22 protein-coding genes are annotated in these 17,728 nt (G+C 40.3%); 17 read left to right on the top strand and 5 right to left on the bottom strand.

Annotated features, from left to right (window positions below):
• Window positions 1-89 precede the first annotated feature (89 nt).
• From C509_RS0107660 to C509_RS0107605, 12 genes are all read left to right on the top strand, one after another.
• The gene (locus C509_RS0107660; RefSeq protein ID WP_018706332.1) at window positions 90-1,094 is read left to right on the top strand and encodes an ABC transporter permease; all 1,005 of its coding nucleotides are present in this window, start codon (window positions 90-92) and stop codon (window positions 1,092-1,094) included.
• Window positions 1,095-1,104: 10 nt separating this feature from the next.
• Window positions 1,105-2,013: an ABC transporter permease gene (locus C509_RS0107655; protein WP_018706331.1), complete on the top strand. Its 909-nt coding sequence runs from the start codon at window positions 1,105-1,107 to the stop codon at window positions 2,011-2,013.
• A 380-nt stretch (window positions 2,014-2,393) separates the two neighbouring features.
• On the top strand, window positions 2,394-2,702 hold the full coding sequence (locus C509_RS0107650; protein ID WP_018706330.1) for a hypothetical protein: 309 nt from the start codon (window positions 2,394-2,396) through the stop codon (window positions 2,700-2,702).
• A gap of 218 nt (window positions 2,703-2,920) precedes the next feature.
• Complete coding sequence (locus C509_RS27335; RefSeq protein ID WP_306419634.1) at window positions 2,921-3,784, top strand: polysaccharide biosynthesis protein; 864 nt, start codon at window positions 2,921-2,923, stop codon at window positions 3,782-3,784.
• The gene (locus C509_RS27330) at window positions 3,748-4,527 is read left to right on the top strand and encodes a lipid II flippase MurJ (protein ID WP_306419635.1); all 780 of its coding nucleotides are present in this window, start codon (window positions 3,748-3,750) and stop codon (window positions 4,525-4,527) included. Before C509_RS27335 ends, C509_RS27330 begins: the two co-directional genes overlap by 37 nt.
• 45 nt (window positions 4,528-4,572) lie before the next feature.
• On the top strand, window positions 4,573-4,875 hold the full coding sequence (locus tag C509_RS24720; RefSeq protein ID WP_018706329.1) for a hypothetical protein: 303 nt from the start codon (window positions 4,573-4,575) through the stop codon (window positions 4,873-4,875).
• Window positions 4,876-5,367: 492 nt separating this feature from the next.
• A complete protein-coding gene (locus C509_RS0107630) occupies window positions 5,368-5,973 on the top strand; it encodes a hypothetical protein (protein ID WP_018706327.1) in 606 nt (201 codons plus the stop codon).
• A gap of 191 nt (window positions 5,974-6,164) precedes the next feature.
• Window positions 6,165-6,731 carry a cysteine hydrolase family protein gene (locus C509_RS0107625; RefSeq protein WP_018706326.1) on the top strand — a complete coding sequence of 189 codons (567 nt, stop codon included), beginning with the start codon at window positions 6,165-6,167 and terminating at the stop codon, window positions 6,729-6,731.
• Window positions 6,732-6,769: 38 nt separating this feature from the next.
• Window positions 6,770-6,991, top strand: coding sequence for a GrpB family protein (locus C509_RS27465; RefSeq protein ID WP_083934551.1), 222 nt, complete (start codon window positions 6,770-6,772; stop codon window positions 6,989-6,991).
• A 99-nt stretch (window positions 6,992-7,090) separates the two neighbouring features.
• The gene (locus tag C509_RS0107615; protein ID WP_018706324.1) at window positions 7,091-7,879 is read left to right on the top strand and encodes an EcsC family protein; all 789 of its coding nucleotides are present in this window, start codon (window positions 7,091-7,093) and stop codon (window positions 7,877-7,879) included.
• An 835-nt stretch (window positions 7,880-8,714) separates the two neighbouring features.
• Window positions 8,715-8,957, top strand: coding sequence for a hypothetical protein (locus C509_RS0107610; RefSeq protein WP_018706323.1), 243 nt, complete (start codon window positions 8,715-8,717; stop codon window positions 8,955-8,957).
• Between the two features lie 185 nt (window positions 8,958-9,142).
• Window positions 9,143-10,012 (top strand): cation diffusion facilitator family transporter, encoded by an 870-nt coding sequence (locus C509_RS0107605; RefSeq protein ID WP_018706322.1) that lies wholly within the window; start codon window positions 9,143-9,145, stop codon window positions 10,010-10,012.
• Between the two features lie 171 nt (window positions 10,013-10,183).
• On the opposite strand, the gene C509_RS0107600 is transcribed toward C509_RS0107605, so the two are convergent.
• The 4 genes from C509_RS0107600 to C509_RS0107585 form a co-directional block, all read right to left on the bottom strand.
• Entirely contained in the window at window positions 10,184-11,224 is a 1,041-nt protein-coding gene (locus C509_RS0107600) for a M14 family zinc carboxypeptidase (RefSeq protein ID WP_018706321.1), read from the bottom strand.
• 278 nt (window positions 11,225-11,502) lie between these two features.
• Complete coding sequence (locus C509_RS0107595; RefSeq protein WP_018706320.1) at window positions 11,503-11,922, bottom strand: hypothetical protein; 420 nt, start codon at window positions 11,920-11,922, stop codon at window positions 11,503-11,505.
• A 28-nt stretch (window positions 11,923-11,950) separates the two neighbouring features.
• The gene (locus C509_RS0107590; RefSeq protein ID WP_018706319.1) at window positions 11,951-12,706 is read right to left on the bottom strand and encodes an ABC transporter permease; all 756 of its coding nucleotides are present in this window, start codon (window positions 12,704-12,706) and stop codon (window positions 11,951-11,953) included.
• Window positions 12,703-13,479 (bottom strand): ABC transporter ATP-binding protein, encoded by a 777-nt coding sequence (locus tag C509_RS0107585; RefSeq protein WP_018706318.1) that lies wholly within the window; start codon window positions 13,477-13,479, stop codon window positions 12,703-12,705. Before C509_RS0107585 ends, C509_RS0107590 begins: the two co-directional genes overlap by 4 nt.
• Before the next feature lie 105 nt (window positions 13,480-13,584).
• On the opposite strand from C509_RS0107585, the gene C509_RS0107580 reads away from it, so the two are divergent.
• From C509_RS0107580 to C509_RS0107565, 4 genes are all read left to right on the top strand, one after another.
• Entirely contained in the window at window positions 13,585-13,911 is a 327-nt protein-coding gene (locus C509_RS0107580; protein WP_018706317.1) for a four-helix bundle copper-binding protein, read from the top strand.
• A gap of 206 nt (window positions 13,912-14,117) precedes the next feature.
• Window positions 14,118-14,447, top strand: a complete 330-nt coding sequence (locus C509_RS0107575; protein ID WP_018706316.1) for a PadR family transcriptional regulator — start codon at window positions 14,118-14,120, stop codon at window positions 14,445-14,447.
• Window positions 14,444-15,073, top strand: a complete 630-nt coding sequence (locus C509_RS0107570; RefSeq protein ID WP_018706315.1) for a hypothetical protein — start codon at window positions 14,444-14,446, stop codon at window positions 15,071-15,073. The genes C509_RS0107575 and C509_RS0107570 overlap by 4 nt, the downstream gene beginning before the upstream one ends.
• 63 nt (window positions 15,074-15,136) lie before the next feature.
• On the top strand, window positions 15,137-15,664 hold the full coding sequence (locus tag C509_RS0107565) for a hypothetical protein (protein WP_018706314.1): 528 nt from the start codon (window positions 15,137-15,139) through the stop codon (window positions 15,662-15,664).
• A gap of 27 nt (window positions 15,665-15,691) precedes the next feature.
• On the opposite strand, the gene C509_RS0107560 is transcribed toward C509_RS0107565, so the two are convergent.
• The gene (locus C509_RS0107560; RefSeq protein WP_018706313.1) at window positions 15,692-16,669 is read right to left on the bottom strand and encodes a DUF4003 family protein; all 978 of its coding nucleotides are present in this window, start codon (window positions 16,667-16,669) and stop codon (window positions 15,692-15,694) included.
• A gap of 347 nt (window positions 16,670-17,016) precedes the next feature.
• Here C509_RS0107560 and C509_RS0107550 point away from each other — a divergent pair, with 347 nt between their 5' ends.
• Entirely contained in the window at window positions 17,017-17,724 is a 708-nt protein-coding gene (locus C509_RS0107550; RefSeq protein ID WP_018706311.1) for a cytochrome c biogenesis CcdA family protein, read from the top strand.
• Window positions 17,725-17,728: the final 4 nt, after the last annotated feature.

Here is a 17,728-nt window from a genome sequence, read left to right as displayed (position 1 = left end):
CGCCTAACTAATGTTGCGCGCCTTGCATTTTTCTTAAACTAGTGAAAAGACCTGCAATCACACGTAAATCTTACAAAAAAGGTGATCGAATGCTCGTATACACAATAAGACGGCTGACATTGTTAATCCCTGTCCTGCTGGGGATGGTGCTGATTGTATTTTCCCTCATTCATGCGATACCTGGCAATCCTGCACAGATCATTTTGGGCCAGCAGGCAACAGAGGAAGCCGTTGAGGCATTAAATAAGCAATTGGGTCTTGATCAGCCCTTATATATACAGTTTTTTGATTATGTCAAAAATCTATTGACCGGAGATTTAGGAATGTCGATCCGGACCCAAAGTCCGATCAGCCAGGAGGTTTGGCCGTATTTGGCAGCAACTATGGAGCTTGCTTTTGCCGCCATGCTGATTGCAATTGTATTCGGCATCAATGCCGGTATTATTTCTGCATGGTTTCAAAATTCATGGTTCGACTATATTGCTATGCTGCTTGCTCTGATTGGCGTTTCGATGCCGATCTTTTGGCTTGGCCTGATGGAACAATATGTGTTCTCGATTCAGCTTGACTTACTTCCTACAACAGGGCGTGATAATATTCGGGATCCGGTCGAACCGATTACTTATTTATATTTAATCGATACATTAATGCAGGGAAGATTTGACCAGTTTGTTGAAGTCATCAAACATCTTGTTTTGCCGAGCATCGCACTTGCTACGATTCCAATGGCGATTATCGCCCGGATTACAAGATCAAGCATGCTGGAAGTGATGCGTTCCGATTATATCCGTACTGCCCGTGCTAAAGGGATGAGCATGTTTTGGGTTGTTTATAAGCATTCTTTAAAAAACGCATTCATCCCTGTACTGACGGTCATCGGTTTGCAGACAGGCTTGCTATTGGGCGGCGCGATCTTGACAGAAACAATTTTTGGATGGCCGGGAATTGGAAGCTATATTTATGATGCAATCCAATTCCGCGATTATCCGGTCATTCAATCAGGAATATTAGTCGTTGCCACTATTTTCGTATTAATCAATTTGACAGTGGATTTATTGTACGCGGCAATCGATCCGCGAATCAAATACCGATAGGGGGAAAAACATGATTGAACCAGCAGCGAAGTTACCTCCAAACCATACGAATATAAATATAGATGAAGAGGAACAAATCATTTCCCCTTGGAAGGAAGCATGGCGGAGCTTTAGAAAAAATAAAGCAGCTTTATTGGGTCTTGGTATTGTCTTATTTTTTATTTTTCTGGCCATTTTCGCAGACTTGATTGCTCCATATGGATTCAGAGAAACAGAATTGGCGAATAAGCATCTTCCTCCTTCAAGAAGTCATTGGTTTGGAACAGACGAGTTTGGTCGTGATATTTTAAGCCGTGTCATTTATGGGGCACGGATCTCGCTGCGTGTCGGATTTCTGGCGGTCAGTGGATCTGTGATTGTTGGTTCTTTGTTGGGCATAGTTGCTGGCTATTATGGCAGGTGGGTAGACGGTATAATTTCGAGAATATTTGATATTCTACTAGCTTTTCCAAGTATATTGCTAGCCATTGCAATTGTTGCCATTCTTGGCCCGTCCTTACAAAATGCAATGATTGCCATTGCGATTATCAACGTGCCGACATTTGGCCGTCTGCTGCGCTCAAGGGTGCTAAGCGTTAAGGAGGAAGAATATATTACTGCAGCAAAAGCGATTGGAATGACTGATGGTAGAATCCTCTTTCATCATGTCCTGCCAAATAGTTTGGCGCCGATCATCGTTCAGGGATCGCTTTCCATTGCAACAGCCATCATTGAAGCTGCTGCCTTGGGTTTCCTGGGATTGGGTGCACAACCGCCAACGCCTGAATGGGGAAAAATGCTCGCTGATTCAAAGGACTTTATTATCCAGGCACCATGGACTGTATTCTTTCCGGGGATTGCCATTATGCTCACGGTATTGGGATTCAATCTAATGGGGGACGGATTGCGGGATGCGTTAGATCCGAGGATGAAAAAATGATTGAGTTGGCATGACAACGGCAGATCCGCTTGGTTTTGCCGTAGTCATGCCTTTACTCTCTTCTGGTTGTATTAGTCTTCTTCAAGCATTTTTCATAGCAGCTGAAGAGAAGGTCGAATTGAAGGGATGAGGACTTGTAAAAAAGTAACGATCGTTAAATTGGTTAAGCCGATTAAAAAGTTAATAAAAATGGTAGTTGAGCTGCTAGAGATTTAAACAATGAGTTCATGATATCTGCCTAATGCATCTAATATAAAGCGACAGATTTTGGGGTAAAAAGCAAAGATAATGTTACAAGGATTTCTCAATTCTTTTTTAGTTAACCTTTCAATATAATGGTTAAAGAATTAAGATAATTTCCGAAAAGAGAGGGGCTTAACTTGAAAAAAGTCATGTCGGTTGCTGCATGTGTTTGTACAATCTTCGTTTTAAGTTGGTGGACAAAAGGTGATGCCAAGCAAACGGATGTAAAAACCCCTCCTGAAACAGAGGTATATCATAAATCAAAATTTTTCATTGTGGATTCTATTGAGGGCGCCCGATATATTGACTTGGCAAGAAAAATGTCTGAATGTAAGTTGCCCCAAAATACTCCATATTCCGTTGAGGATTTATTCACCATCATCTCAGAACAGTCTAAAACTGAAGAAACGTTCAAATATCTTACGGAGGAAAAAGTTAGTCAATAATGTGAAGGGTACAGAGAAGGAAATTGAAGTGTATATCCAAGTATAAATCAAACTCATAAACATACTCAAATCTATCTTCTTGAGAAATCCTCTTTTCTTGATTCAGACAAGAATTACAACTGGTCATGTTAACATGAATGAATAATCTCTCATTTTGATAGATACAAGTAATGTACTCAAAGATAAAATTAAAATATTAACAGGCAGGAAGTATAAAAATGTCTTCTACATTAATCAGAGGAGCGTTTATTCTTACCCTTGGCTCGGTATTATCCAAAATCCTTGGTCTAGTGTATGTCATCCCCTTTAATATGCTTTTAGGCGAGGAAGGGGTGGGATTGTATGCATATGCCTACATTCCGTACACGATCTTTATGAGCATTGCCACGGCAGGAATTCCGCTTGCAGTATCAAAAATCATCTCCAAATATAATGCCATTGGTCAATATTCGGTCAGCCAAAGAATTTTTAAATCGAGTTTTAAAATAATGATGATGACCGGTGTTTTGGCTTTTTTGGTTATGTTTTCGACTGCGCCACTTTTGGCGGAGTTCGGAAGCTATGGTGAAAATGGATTTTCTTCGGAAGATTTGACCACTGTGATACGGTCAGTCAGCTTTGCTCTGATACTTGTACCGGCGATGAGTATGATCCGCGGTTACTTTCAAGGTCACCAAGTTATGAGCCCGACGGCTGTTTCACAAGTTGTTGAGCAGGTCGTGAGGATTATTTTTCTATTAAGCGGTGCATTGGTAGTTTTGAAAATACTCGGAGGTAAATTGGTAACCGCAGTCAGTGTCGCAACATTCGCAGCTGCAATTGGGTCCATAGGAAGCATGATTGTTCTTTTAATCTATTTAAAAAAACAAATTCCGCACTTTAAACAACTTGCGGATAAAGATTGGAATAAATCGGGAACATCTTTGGTCCAAGTACAAAAGGAAATCTTTTACTCTTCGATCCCCTTTGTTGTAGTAGGCATTGCAATGCCATTATTTCAGTTTATAGACAATTTAACTTTCAGCAGGGGATGGCTTCCATTGGATTGGATGGAATCGTTAAATCCGCTTTTGGTATCTTAAATTTTAACACTCAAAAGCTGGTTGTTATTCCGATGACGCTTGCCACTGCTTTTTCGATGGCGCTGATCCCTGCGGTAACAAGTTCATATGCCAATGGGAATATGGAAATATTCCGCCGTGAACTTGACAAGGCGTTTCAAATTGTTTTATTCATTACCATACCGGCTGTGATAGGAATATCTGTTTTGGCCGGCCCGATTTACACAGTTTTTTATGGGCATAACCCGCTTGGAACGGAAATTCTAGCCATTTATGCTCCATCAGCGATTCTGTTTGCTGTTTTTTCAATATCGGCGTCAGTTTTACAGGGAATTAACATGCAAAAAATGACTGTACTCAGTTTGTTGATGGGGCTGTTAACAAAATTATTTCTGAATATCCCCTTGATAAAAATATTTGAAACAGCCGGCGCGGTTTATGCAACAACATTGGGTTATTTAGTTGCATGTCTGCTAAATTTATTTTTCATCCATAACTGTACGGATTACAAATATACAGTTGTTGTAAAAAGGTGCTTGTTAATGTTTATTTTTACAGTGGTAATGGCCGGTGCGGTTACAGGAGCTGAGAGTGTTCTTTCAATGGTGGTTGACCATGAAAGCAGATGGCAGTCACTTCTGGTCATAATGGTTTGTGTATCTTTTGGAGGCGTGATCTATGGACTTCTGGCATTGAAAAGTAATTTGGCAAAGATGCTATTTGGGAAGCGTATACATTTATTGAGAGAGAAACTCAATATGTAATTCCTTTATGGATCACAGTAATAAAATTAACGAGGAATAGAACATATGAAGTATAAAATTATTCTTTCTTTATTAATCATCAGTGTAGGGGTGAATTGGTTCATACTTGGAAAATGGCTTCTTTTTGAACAATGGTATGAACCAACACCTGAAGAAAAGATTATTTTGAGTGAAATGGTTCAAAAAACGATTGTGAGCGAAGATTATAAGAGGTTAGCAGAAAAAGAAAATATCATTGCCATTGATACGAGTCTGGATAAAAATAAAGGAGGGGTATTTCCTTATTATTTTAATATAAGTGTCCGCAGTGATAAGCAGACTGCAGACCTATCTTTTCTCTTGCAATAACAGCCAATGCACGAAAATGGAAAACGGCGGGTGGACTTACTCCATCTACAAGGATGAAAGTCCCAGGCTTCCATTTAAAAAATAGAAGCGTGCTCTATCAAAAGGAGAGTTTTATGAAAAAATTTTTCCGAGATCCGTCTAAAGTTGCATTAACATCACTAATCTTAACGATCAGTATGACCACTTTAAATTTGGGTGTAGTGTTTATCCCGGAATTCGATTCTAGGGTTATACTAATACTAATCCGAGTTATTGTAGATATTTCCTTGATCCTTTTAATGGTAAGTCCATTAGTTGGCTTAGTCTATTCTTTTTTTATAAAAGGAAAAATGAAAATACTGTATATCATCTTGCATTTGGCATGTATATCCACATTTTCCGCTATTGCATTGTTGATTTTTATGTTTAGGTATTTTGTTCCTTTTGCACCTTGATTGACTGGGGAGCACTCTACAAAAATTCCAGAAAAATAAAATGAGGGGGAAGCAAACATTGAAACGATTGCCGTTCGAACGTCCAACCAGCCATTATGATGAGCGAATTCTTTCCATTGATGAGGAAATTTGCGGGTTAATACAAAAGAGAAAGAAATTAACGGCAAACAATCCTGGCTTTCCGCCAAAGGGTCATATACAGGAGTGGTCAAAAAAGTATGGGCTTTACGAAGATCTATTAAATGCCTTGTTTGAAACAATAAGAAACGAAGAACATTTCCGTCCACAGGTTGAACCGAGAGGGTTTCAAAAGTATATCCCTGTTTCGAAATCTGTAGTCAAGGGTGAGTTTCTATATAATGTTCCTTTTGTTCGCCAGTATGATAATGCAAGTGTAGTGAGTTTTAACATTGATTGGGACGAACCGGTTGATTCTTCGGGTGAGCATATTCTTCACCATCATTTTTGGGAACTGTACATAAATGAGGAATACCATTGTACAATGGGGAACGGTGGAGGATCTGGTGAGCACCTCAATCATACATTTGTCGTGTCTCCACGGCTGCCTGATGACCTATCGGGATTGCAATTAGTATTTAGAGAAAATGAAGGGCCATTTAATGAAAAACCAACTGGAGTTGAGATTGTAATAGATATAGAGTGAGTTTAACTAAAGAAGCAAATGAGAAATAGCCCACATTTTATAGCCGGTGGGCCATATTGGAACGGCATTATCTTACATTCGACAAAATGCGTAAGAGCTATTTATTAAAGGGAATACATAGTTCCAACTGTTCATTATTTTTGTCTGAACCCTTTATCGTGTTTCTTAGTTATTATGGGAGGAAATTTTATATGAAGCCAATTCTAAATCATCCTGTTTTAGTCATGATTGACATTCAAAAAGGGTTTGATGAAGAGAAATGGGGAGAGCGTAATAATTTGCAGGCAGAAAAAAATATGAAGCAATTACTGTCAATTTGGCGTTTAAAACGCCTGCCAATTATTCATGTTCAGCACTTGTCTCAAGATTCTGATTCAAGTTTCTACCCTGGAAAACCTGGGGTTGATTTTAAGGAATTCGCTAAACCCTTGAAGGGGGAAATGGTGATCCAAAAACGTGTTAATAGTGCGTTTATCGGTACAAACCTTGAGGAGCACCTTAAACAAAAAGGCCTCAATCATGTCGTCATTGCTGGTTTAACTACCCCACACTGTGTTTCGACTACCACACGGATGAGCGGGAATTTGGGATTCAATACGTTTTTGATTTCCGATGCAACAGCCGCATTTGGAATAACTGCTAATGATGTTTATTATAGTCCGGACGAAGTTCATAATCTATCCATTGCCACTTTACAAGGTGAATTTGCTACTGTATTAACTACAAGAGAATTAATGGACAGTTTTGATAGAACTTAATCGTTAACCGGATATGAAACAAAGGGGAAAATGGTTTAATTGGGAGACGTTTTTTCCAAAAAGGGAAAAATGATCGGTCTCATCATGTTCATATCTTGGAGGAAGGAAGCAATGAGATTGAGAGGCACATAGCCTTTCGAGACTATTTGAGGGCAAATTCTCTCCTGAAGGAGAAGTATAGTCAATTAAAAGAACGTTTGGCTCGTCAATTTCCAAATGATATAGAATCTTATATGAAAGGGGAAAGAATCTCTCATTAGAGAAATTGAGCGGCGAGCGGTAAAGTGGTACAGAGGAAACAGTAATCGCAATGTTTCCCGGTTAGAGATAAAGAACACGAGGAAGGATTAACCTAAATAATGGAAACAACTGAGCAATTACTCATTGAACTGAAAAAAAGTGAAGACTGGGAAAAGGAACAGAAGGAATTATGGTTTTGGGAAAAGCTTGGCCGTCTTCCATTCAAGTTTCTGGACAAGCTTACACCGGCCTTTTTACAAAGAAAAATTGGCGTCATGCTCGATGAACTTGGTCAATATGTTCAATCAGGAGGAAGGTATTTAAGCTCAGTATCGTCACTGACGTCCTATTATCCCGATAAAAATGTCCATGTGTTGGAGGATCTGGCATTGATTTCCATCAAAGACATGGACCATGCTGTGGGCAAACTTGCAAATAACCGGAAACGCTTGGCAACTGTGCAAGGTGCAAGTACAGGGATTGGTGGAATTCTGACACTGGCGATAGATATTCCGGTGCTTCTGGGGCTTCAATTAAAAACCCTTCAGGATATCGCCATTTGCTATGGTTATGATCCGAATGAAAAAAAAGAAAGAATGTATATTGTGAAAGTCCTTCAGTTTGTTTCTTCGGACATTAACGGAAAACAGGCGATTTTAAAGCAACTTTCCTTATTTGATGCTACCGATGAGGAAGCACAAAGAGACATTGTTTCCGAGCTGCAGGGATGGAGGGAAGTCGTGTTTACATACCGGGATCAAGTCGGATGGAAAAAGATGTTTCAAATGATTCCGGTTGCCGGGTTGATTTTTGGAGCTTTTATCAATCGGTCCGCGGTAAACGATCTGGCAGAGGCCGGGTTGATGCTATATAGAAAAAGGAGAATCAAAGAACGGCTGTCTCAATAAACATTTTCTTACAATACCATTCGAAGAAAAAGATAGAAATTACCGGCCTGTTTTTATGTAAGAGTCCCCTTTGATAAAAGGAAAAAATTATTTGGAAGGCTTAAAGTGTAAGCCTTCCAAATTTTTTCGGTTTATTTTTGCTTCACTTTTGAAATATTTCTCGCTCTGACAAAGGCCAGTTGGCTTTTCACTTGTATATTGAACAAATGTTTAAGATTTGTAGGGATTTTCGAGGTTTCTCACAAGTGGTTTATGGTTAGGTAGGGGGTTTTCCAGGCTTAGGGCAGTTCCAATTATCAACGTTTTGGTAAATTTATTAAAAATCATAGGATGATCAGAAGTGATGTCTTGGTTCTAAAAAAATATCATTTCTATCGTACCAGCCTCCTCATGGCTTGTCACTATCTACAGTTATCTCTTTACGATAGTTGATGGTTTGCTTAAAGTATCATTCATCATTTTGGTTTAAGCATATTTTCCTGGAAAATAAGAATGTCAGTATAACATTTTATGTTATACTTGCTTTTGTAAATGTTCTGCTCAAAGTTGTGATAGCACTACCTTGCTTGAAAGCTGTTCAAAGAGGTAATGATTTGATTCAAGAATTCCAACTCGTACACGAAAGGATTGAGACATGGGTGAGGATCAAATTTTCATAACAAAGAGGAGCAGCAACTTACGAATGAGAAAAAGCATGCCGGACGACCTGTAATATGGAAACGGCAGTCATATTTTATTGTCGGATGGCGAATTGGAGAGGAAATATCCAATACCATCTCTATCAAATATTTAGCCGGCCCGGATGTGCCGGATCAGGAGACAAGGAGAGTACTTGATGAATAAGTTTGGATTATTATCATTTTTAATGGTAGCTATCAATGTTGCATTGTTTTTTATTTTAAGAGGACCTAATGCAAACTTGTATTTAGGAGCCATCCTATTTGGTTCACTTTCCATCATTGGGGTCATATTTGCCATCATGTCCCGGAAAGTCTGGTCTATTACAGCGGGCCTCATTCTTAATGGATGTGTAATTGTTTTTGCCCTTCTACTGTGGACAGCGACAGGGATTAGTTAATTATAAATGTAGTAAAAAGTCGGCGGGAAATGATTCCTGCCGGCTTTTAATTTAAAAAAAGGTTGCCTTCGTCAAACACTCTTTCCACTTCCCCACAATGAAGCCTGCTCCCAACAAGATTGCTATAGACCCACTCGTATTTCGATTGATATCATGGATGTACAGAGCTTAGTGGAGGGAAAACAATGGTGCAATCGAAGGTCAATGATCTGAAAATGGGGGAGCGCGGAGCGATCCTCAGCATTTTTGCCTATATATTTTTATCAGTCTTGAAACTGGTGATTGCCGACATGACAAATTCGGCAGCCTTGAAAGCGGACGGAATGAACAATGCGACTGATATTGTGGCTTCAATCGCTGTTTTGATCGGTCTTAGGTTTTCACAAAAACCAGCTGACAAGAATCATCCATATGGCCATTGGAAGGCCGAAACGATTGCAGCCATGGTTGCATCCTTTATTATGATGGCCGTAGGACTTCAGGTCTTATTTGAAGCTGTGACATCCGTTTTTGCTGAAAAACAAGAGTCTCCAGATATGACCGCCGCGTTGACAGCTGTTTTTTCCGCGGGAATCATGTATTTGGTGTATAGATATAATCGCAATTTGGGCAGAAAAATTAATAGCCAGGCTGTAACGGCGGCGGCTAAAGATAACCTGTCCGACGCGTGGGTGAGTATCGGGGCGTCGATCGGAATTATCGGTTCCCAATTTGGTCTCCCTTGGCTGGATCCTCTGACGGCGGTGGTTGTCGGTTTGCTCATATGTAAGACGGCATGGGGCATTTTTAGAGAAGCAAGCCTTGATTTGACGGATGGTTACGATGAGGAAAAATTGGTTCTATATAAGGAATCCATTCTCGGAATTTCAGGAGTAAAAGGGATCAAGGATATCAGGGCAAGACGATATGGGAGTAACTCCGTGGTTGATGTGGTCATCCTGGTTAATTCCACTCTCGGTATTCAGGCCGCCCATCAAATCTCCGATTGTGTTGAAGAGGTGTTAATAAAGGAGCATCAAATATTTGATGTACACGTGCATGTTGAGCCGAATTGAAAAAAGTGTGAAAGCGGACTAGAGCTTGCTTTCACACTTTTTCGTTTTGATGAAAAGGAGACTGTTAAGATTATGAAAAATCCTAATAATCATGAGCTGCCGGACATCTATTGTGTAAACTGTTGATTGGGATGAATGCTGACAGGCTGATTTCCCAGACAGCAACCAATTTCATTCCGATGGACGTCCGTTTTGGAATGCAAGAGTATCCCAAAAAGAAATATCCGCATTCTCAATGGAACGGTCTGCAATTGCGCGGACGGCTGCATCCATTGTGGTTACTGTCTGTTTAATTAAGTAGCCATTGCTTTTTTGCCCCAATACATAAGGTTCATAATTATGGTCGGCCATGCCGCGCATTTCAAAGAGCAGGGTAGCGATTCCATATTCTACTGCGATTCCGTTTCGGCTGATTGTTTCGGCAGAGCCCCCGTTATATTTGCCGAGATGTCCCCAGCCTTTTGAATCGATGGCGTTGAAGATGACCGCCCCTAGTTGTTTTGATTTTAAAAGGACATCCGCTTCTACGTTAGGCGTTGTCGGATATAGGATAGATCCGGATACAAGCTCGCCCTCACGCTCGCTGTTTGATCCCTGATGGTGGAGGTCAATCATATAATCGACGTCATACACACCCAGCACATTGTCGTGAAAGGCTTTTGTTTCCGGTTGAAGACGTGCCGTGTGATCTCGATTCAGATCTACTTCATTCGCATTATACCTTGTGAGGTTATAGCTTCCGCTGGCCACATAATCATCAAGGGGAAAATTAACGTCACCAGCAGCGCCATCCGGGTTCAGTCTTGGAACAATTAAGATATTGACCCCATCAAGTACGCCTTTCATTTTACCAGTGCCTAAATGTTTAATGAACTCCAATGCTCCCTCCGTATTTAAGGCTTCATTTCCATGCTGCTGTGTGAGGAAAAGGATTGTCGGGTTATTGGGATTAGTGAGGTATTTGACCAAATAAAGATCCCGGCCTTTGACTGATTGCCCGAACACTTCAAGCTCCATATGTTTTTGTTTGTCCTCCTGTTTCTTGAGGAAACTGACCATTTCTTCATATGTAGTAAGGATGGATGTGTTAATCGTCTCGTTTCCACCATAACCGGGACCATTTCCAACTGCTGAAGCTGCTGAGGGGCCTATGCCTGCCATGCTCAGTGCTATGGTTCCGGCGATTGTTGCAGTAAACAGTTTTCTTTTCATCATTCTCCCTCCTAAATAATTTGTTAATGAAACCATTCGATACTAAACTTGTATAACCTGTAAAAAAATTGAAATTAAGCCTAATTGCATATAAAAAGTATACATTTCGCAATCTAAAACAAGTGAAAAGTACTACGCTCTAAATACGCTTGGCAGTTATTACTTAAGTAAAAACTCCCGCATAAAAAAAGAACCGCATTACTGCAGTTCTCAATAACATTCATTTTCATGTCCGACTGACTATATAATGAGATCCACCCCAATAGTGATTTTTCCTTTTAGAGTCCTTCTCTGATCAGCTCAATCAAAGCGCCTCCCCGGGTTTGGTCTGCCACCAATTTTAATGAGTGCAGCCGCATATTTGCAGTAAATGTAAATTCCCCCCGTTCATTTTCAAAGAAAGTCTGATTGTAAATAAGATCTTGGCTGTCTCTCCACTCCAAAGTGAGAGACCCTTCTTCCACAGAAACATCATAACGAACTGTCACATTTTCATGCTTTTTAACACGAAAATAGTAATAATCGAAACCGTGAAATCTTTTATAAGAAATGTTCAGCTTGTTTCCAAAACGTTTATACACATAGTTGATCTTTGTTACAAGTCTCAGTTTTCCTTTCTTAAAGAAGAGGCAGATTAATAACCCGGCAATCGCAAGCTGTGCAATGACGGCAAGAGTCTTGATGATGATTCCCCACATGTTAAAAAGTCGCCTCCTGCCATTTCTTTTATTTTCTCAAATGTAATAGCTGCATACGCTCGTTAAAAAGGGCTGGATAGGACAGGTATCCGAGCATGACACTGGATACTGCTGCTGTTGTCAACAATAGGAACACAATCAGGAGCTGAAACATGACAGCCTGGATTGGATCTGCGCCTGCGATGATCTGCCCGCTCATCATTCCCGGCAATTGGACAAGCCCCATCGTTTTTTGGCTCTCAATTGTTGGAATCATACTTGCCTTGATGGAAGAGATAAGCTGTGTGTGAATTGCCTGCTTTGGTGTTCCACCGAGTGAAAGGATCAATTCTGCCTGTTCTTCCCGTGCCTCGATTTCCGCGGTGAAACGGTTCAAGAACAAGATTGACAGAACCATTGCGTTTCCAATGATCATTCCGCTTATCGGAATAATATATTGTGGAGTTGGCGGTGTGATGTTCAGCCCGATCAAAATTCCCTGCGTGAGAATCTCGATGAAGATGATAGTTGCGCCCACTTTCCAGGTGATCCCTTTGATGAATAGTCCTTTTTTCCGGACGTTTTCTACAGCTGCCCCGATCATGAGCAGAATCATCAGTAAAATATAGATAGGATGTTCCGCTTCAAAGACGAATTTTAAAATATATCCGACAAACATCAACTGGATGATGGACCTTACAGTAGCGATGATTGTATCTTTTTCAAGTCCAAGCTTAAGTGTTTTCGATAAAAAAAGCGGGAGGAGGACGAATATAAGGGTTAAAGCCAATGCTGTAAAACTCATGCAAATCCCCCCTTGACGAAGCGTCTTACTTCGTCAGTTTTTGGAGACTCAAGGAGACTGCTTTCTCCTGTTTCTGCCACTTCTCCTTCAATCATGACCCATGTATAATGCCCGATTGTCCGGGCCTGATCAAGATTATGGGTGATCCAAACCATTGTTACATTGTAACGCTGGTTGATTTTTACAATGAGCTGTTCGATTTCCCTGCAAGAAGTTTGGTCCAACGAGGCGGTGATTTCATCAAGCAATAGAATTCGCGGGCGGTTCACAAGTGTCCTTGCGATGGATACTTTCTGTTTTTGTCCGCCTGACAGATCTTTGCTGTCCCTATGTAAAAATGACTCGTCCAAACCGACATCTTCCAGAAATGAAGCGGCATCGTCTTCGGAAAGTTTTTTTCCGGCAAGCTCCAATGGCAGAGATAAGTTGCGGTAAACACTGCCCTTTACCATTGGTGCATTTTGCAGGGCAATACCGACCATGCGGCGTAAATCCACAGGTTCATATTCGTGGATATGTCTGCCGTGTATATAAATGTCGCCAGAAGTGGGGGAAATCAGACCGTTGCATAATTTCAGCAAGGTTGTTTTTCCTGCTCCGGAGGGGCCTGCCAATGTTGTGATCTTTCCGTCAGGAAAAGAGCCGGTCACTCCTTTTAAGATTGTCGTTCCGTCAATTGAGTAATCAACACCGCTGAAATGGATAGCGGGTTTATAGCGTAGGTCAGTTGTAATGGCTGATGCACTTCCTTTGTGAAAGATTGCCTTGTTCAATGAATATTATAGTACAAAAATAGATGAATGATCTGAAATTCATTGTCGTTTAATTGGACTTTTTCCAGGGAAAATTAAACATAACTACAAAGGGGAGGGACAATAATGAATTCTACTTATGAGGCCTGTATAAAGGCTTGCCTGGAATGCATGGAAGCCTGTAATCATTGTTTTGATGCCTGTTTGAAAGAAGAGGATGTTCAAATGATGGCAGAATGTATTCGTTTGGATCGCGAGTGCGCTGATATCTGTGCGTTTGCTGCCAAAGCGTTACAGACGGACAGTCCATTTGCCAAAGAGATTTGCCAATTGTGTGCAGACATTTGTGAGGAGTGCGGCAAAGAGTGTAAAAAGCATCATCACAGCCATTGTCAAAAATGCGCAGAAGCCTGCTTGAAATGTGCAGAGATTTGCAGAAACATGGCAGCATGAAAAAAATTAAACAGCCCGTGAAGATTAAATAGGATGGGCTGTTTAAACTTATTTTCTTCAAAGAGGTTTATAGAGAGTTGACAGGCAAAGGCCAGACACATATCGAATCCACCCCCAGTTGCATTTACCTTTAAAATAATATAAAGGATTGCAAATTCACCGAAAAGGATTTAAACTATACATAGTAAAACTAGGTAGGTGTATCGATGTTTGACAGAGAGCTTTTAAAAGGGAGCACTTCCCTGTTGATCCTCCAGCTTTTACAGGATCGCCCGATGTATGGTTATGAGCTTGCCAAAGTGATGGAGAAAAGAAGTGAACATACATTGCAGGTGAGAGAAGGAACTTTGTATCCTGCGCTTCACAAACTGGAACACCAAGGATATATCGAATCTTATTGGGAAAAGCAGGAAAAGGGAAAGCCGCGGAAATATTACAGGCTGACAGCGGAAGGTGCAAAGATGTTGGAGGTAAAGACAAAGGAGTGGACTCTCTTTTCGAAAATGATGGATCGTATGCTGGGGAAACAGTCATGATTAAAACAAAGATTGAATATATTCATCAGTTGAAACTGCTTCTGGAGGATCACCCGGACCGAGACGAGATCATTCATGAGATTGCATGCCATACAGATGAACTGTTGCAAGAATGCGATCTGCCCGAATATGAGGCTATTTCACTCGTTCAAAGGCAGATTGGAACGCCGGAGAAGCTGGCGAGTCAGTTTAGATATGTGTCATCAAAAGAGGCTTGGAATGTAAAGAAAATGTTTATTATCATAAATGCTCTGTTTTTTGCTGTCGGGGGGCTTCTTGCTTTCGGAGCAAAAATCTCCGTTCACCTACATACCATTTGGGAATTATTGGCCCAATCCTGCTGGATAGTTTTATTTGTTTACTCGGGTTATTGGGTATTTATAGGTTTTGAAATCGGTAAAGAATATGGAGCAAAGGGCAAGGGGCTGCTGGAAAGGACTATAAGAGCCGCTATAATTCCAAACATCATTTTAATGCTGATTACGCTTATTGGAATTTTGCCGTCCGAATTATTCCATTCATTTTTGAGTTCATCATTTTTAATTGGGTGCTTGGCGGCGACGTTTTTCTTTTTTCCAATTAGTAAAATTGGCTATTATATGGGAGTGCGAAAGGTATTTGATTAAAGTGCTCCTTTTTTTATAAATATATACATAGAATTACTATGTATATTTAATGGGGGGAATCTTGTGAGTTTTACAAGTGTTCTTGGAATCGGGATTCTATTGGTAGTCATTGTTTTGATCAAAAAACAAAGTCTAATCGAAATGGTAGGAAGCAAGCGCTTGATTGGAATAAATTTATCCGAAAAACAATGGTTTCATAATAAATGGATGAGTGGACTGTTTTTGTTTGTATTAAATGCCATACTGTTTTCACTGGCAGTGGGGCTTATTTTTGCCTCAGGCCTGCTAGAGGTTCCATATCTGCATATTTTGATTATGGTTGCTGCAACTTTTACAAGTATCTATTTTTGGATCGTCATCCGTGTCTCAGTAAAAAGGGCGAAGAAGGACCAGCTAATCATGGGAGTGATGGGAAGCAGCTTTTATATGATTCTTTTCTTTGTTTTTCTGTATATGTACATTACACTTGACTCGAGCACACCTGAGCATGACACATTCATGGCAGCGATTGGGCTGATGTTTGGAATGATTGTGGCTATGGTTGCATGGGCAGCTTGCTTTTTCATTACTGCTTTTTCAAACAAAAATTGATGGGCCATGAGCCATGGCCCAACTATCTCAGTCTCCTGACCCTGAGTTTGCAGCGACTGCGGCTGCTGTGATGGATGCAGTCAAGGCCGCCTGCTGTGCTTGCAGAATGGTTTCGATTGTTGTATACAGACTCGTTTCAATGAAAGCTGATTTTTCCAATTTGTCTTTTACATAAAAGCAGGCAGCAAGGGTTGCGTTTAAATCCTTTTGCCATTTGAAATGCTTTATTTGATTGAGTTGATCGTATGCTCGATAAACTTCCTGCACCTCCAACTCCGCTGGGGGAATCATGGCGAGCATTCCCATAATCGGGTAATACAGCGTTTTCTGCTTTATGCCGACCTCTTTGAATTTATCAAATACCTGAACGGTTCGGCTCATCAACTCTTCGGGATTTTCCTCTTGATCGAGCGTCAGGATATGACTCAACATCTGCAAATGGTTCCCTTTCCGAAAACCGTTGCGATTCAGGTAATCATAATATCGCTCGTTGCGTTCAATGACATCATCTGTTCCTCTTGAAGCAAGAAGCATTGCAAGCGGATAGTCTTCAGATGAGGTTAAAAAGAAATGCTCTTTTTTCATGCCTTCGTAAAGCTCTTTTGCTTTCGTAATGACGTTGCGGTAATCACTTGGATCAGTACTGCAATTCTTAATCAATACAGCAGCCGCTATATAAGTAAAAATACCCTTTCTAAATTTAGCACTGGTCAATTCATCATAAGCAGTGAATAATGCAGGAATCTGAGTTTCGGGATTTTCGAAGCCGACATCAAGCATGGCTGCTGCAATATAACGCGATTCTGATCTAATGGACGAAAAAAAACCTGCCTGTTTTTTGATTTCCTCGGCAATCATCAGATAAGACTCCATATGAAACGGTTTTTGATTCATTGCATAAAAAGACGCTATCGTCATTAATATTTTATAATCCGTTACTTTCCATTTCATCTTTTTTTTGAGTTCCTCATAGACTTCTATATACTTGGTCATATATTCTTGCATATCAATGCCCCCTTTTATTAGCTTGCTTATACCAGTCATACGATTTTGACAAAGTAAATGTTTCGTTTTCTTAAGAGTGAATGAAATAATATATTGTCAATTAGAATAGAATTTGTTCTGTCTGGCTCTTCAGTACCTTCTCCAACGATTGTTTATGCTTGTCCCGGGTAAAACTCTTTATCCTTCATCAAGAGCACTTCTTGTCAGCAAGCGGTGAACAGATGCTTGCAGCTTTCCATTTCAATGTGACCATTTATTCGATAAAATGGCACAGTTATTTCACATTCAAGCCGTTTGTTTTTGATAAGGTTGATGTATATGATATAAAATGAGGCTGGTGATTAAAAATGCAGCAAATAAACTTGTTTCTTGCTTTTGGGGCGGGATTTTTGTCTTTTATATCGCCTTGTGCACTTCCTTTATATCCGGCATTTCTGTCTTATATCACTGGAATGACGGTGAACGAGATTAAGGAAAAGCGGGGGATATTTAAGAAGAAGGCTTTTATTCATACAATCCTCTTCCTAGTAGGTTTTTCTATCATTTTTTTGGCCTTGGGTCTATCGTCCACAATCTTTGAGGAGATTTTCATCAAATATCAAACGCTACTTAGACAGATTGGCGCCATTGTATTGGTGTTTTTCGGACTGGTGTTAACAAGTGTCCTGAATTTTAGCTTTTTAAACATGGACAAGAAGATTCAGTTTCAGAACAGGCCTGCAGGATATTTGGGATCAATATTGATCGGAATTGCGTTTGCAGCAGGCTGGACCCCATGCACAGGCCCGATACTCATGGGAGTGATTGCCCTTGTGGCAGCAAATCCTGGGATGGGGCTGCTTTACATGGGAGTTTACGTACTCGGCTTTTCCATCCCTTTTATCATCATGTCTCTATTCATAGATAAAATGACGTTCCTGAAAAAACATGGGCAGCGTTTTATGAAAATCGGCGGTATATTAATGATTGTCATGGGAATCCTTTTATTCTTCAATTGGATGACAGTGATTATCTCCATTTTGATTCCTTTATTCGGCGGTTTTACAGGTTTTTAAGCAA

This window comes from Siminovitchia fordii DSM 16014 = CIP 108821 (assembly GCF_000374565.1).
Lineage (GTDB): Bacteria > Bacillota > Bacilli > Bacillales > Bacillaceae_C > Siminovitchia > Siminovitchia fordii.
This window is presented reverse-complemented; position numbering and strand designations above follow the sequence as displayed.